At 60.8% G+C, this 1,229-nt stretch carries 1 protein-coding gene; it reads right to left on the bottom strand.

The features are described 5' to 3' along the window. Positions 1-136 precede the first annotated feature (136 nt). Positions 137-1,135, bottom strand: coding sequence for an IS5 family transposase (locus R3F72_RS18515; RefSeq protein ID WP_087719171.1), 999 nt, complete (start codon positions 1,133-1,135; stop codon positions 137-139). Positions 1,136-1,229 lie beyond the last annotated feature (94 nt).

The following is a 1,229-nucleotide window of genomic DNA, read 5'->3' on the forward strand; positions in this document are numbered from 1 at the left end:
GGAAACGCTGAACAATTCGGTTCTGGTCGGCTGAACCGTTCAGTCTGGCCAGATCATCGCCTCAGCGGTTATTACCTGACCACGTCAAGTGGCCTGTTTTCCCTGGTAGCCGGGTTTTCCGGCTACCAAGCCAGATTCAAGACACACTGACCCCGTCAGCCTGGCTTGAGCATCGCCCTGCCAGCACCAGATTGCCGAGGGCGAACAGGGTGAACAGCTGCGCCTGATTCTTGGCCAGCCCCTTGTAGCGAACCTTGCGGTAGCCGAAGAGGTTCTTGATGACATGAAACGGGTGCTCCACCTTGGCTCGAATGCTGGCCTTGGCCTTCTCGATCGCCAGCAGCAACGTTTTCATGGGGCTGTCTTTCAGCTTCTTGAGGGTGCCGCGTTTGGCGGCGACACAGCACCGGGCGTTTGGATCGTCCTTCTCTTCGCCCAGGTACTTCCCCATGCCGGTGTAACCCGCATCGCCGTATACCCGCTCGTCGTCATCGCGGACCAGGTGGCCTGCCATGGTGACATCGGCCACATTGGCCGAGGTAGCGGTGACACTGTGGGTCAGTCCAGTGGCCGCATCGACGCCGATATGCGCCTTCAGGCCGAAATACCACTGGTTGCCCTTCCTGGTTTGCTTCATTTCTGGGTCGCGTTGCCGGGCCTGGTTCTTGGTGGAGGGGGCGGCCGCCACGATGGTGGCATCGACGATGGTGCCCTCGCGCATGAACAAGCCCTGCTCGGCCAGGCTGGCATTGATCTCCTCGAAGATCCGCTGGGTCAGGGCATGCTGCTCCAATAGATGACGGAAGCGCAGCAGCGTGGTGGCGTCCGGCACGCTCTCGATGGCCAGATCGAGTCCGATGAAGTCACGCATGGCCTGGCTGTCATAGATCGCATCTTCCAGCGCCTCGTCGGCCAGCGCATACCACTGTTGCAAGAAGTAGATCCGCAGCATGCGTTCCAGGCCAGCAGGCGGCCGGCCGCGCCTGCCTGCCGAGTTCGGGAAGTAGGACGGCGCCAGCGCGTCGATCAGCCGTTGCCAAGGCAGCAAGACGTCCATCTGGTTCAGGAACCGCTCGCGGCGGGTAACTTTCTTCTTGTTCTGGTGCTCAGCCTGGGCGAACGAGATCTGTTTCATCGGGAGGCTCTGTCAGACGGTGGCAGGAAGGTCAGATTCTACCCCACCGGTGCCGATCAGGCAGCTGTGGCGGGATTTATGCAGCGTTTCCTTA

The sequence above is a fragment of the Salinicola sp. 4072 genome, assembly GCF_036663415.1.
Classification (GTDB): domain Bacteria; phylum Pseudomonadota; class Gammaproteobacteria; order Pseudomonadales; family Halomonadaceae; genus Salinicola; species Salinicola salarius_A.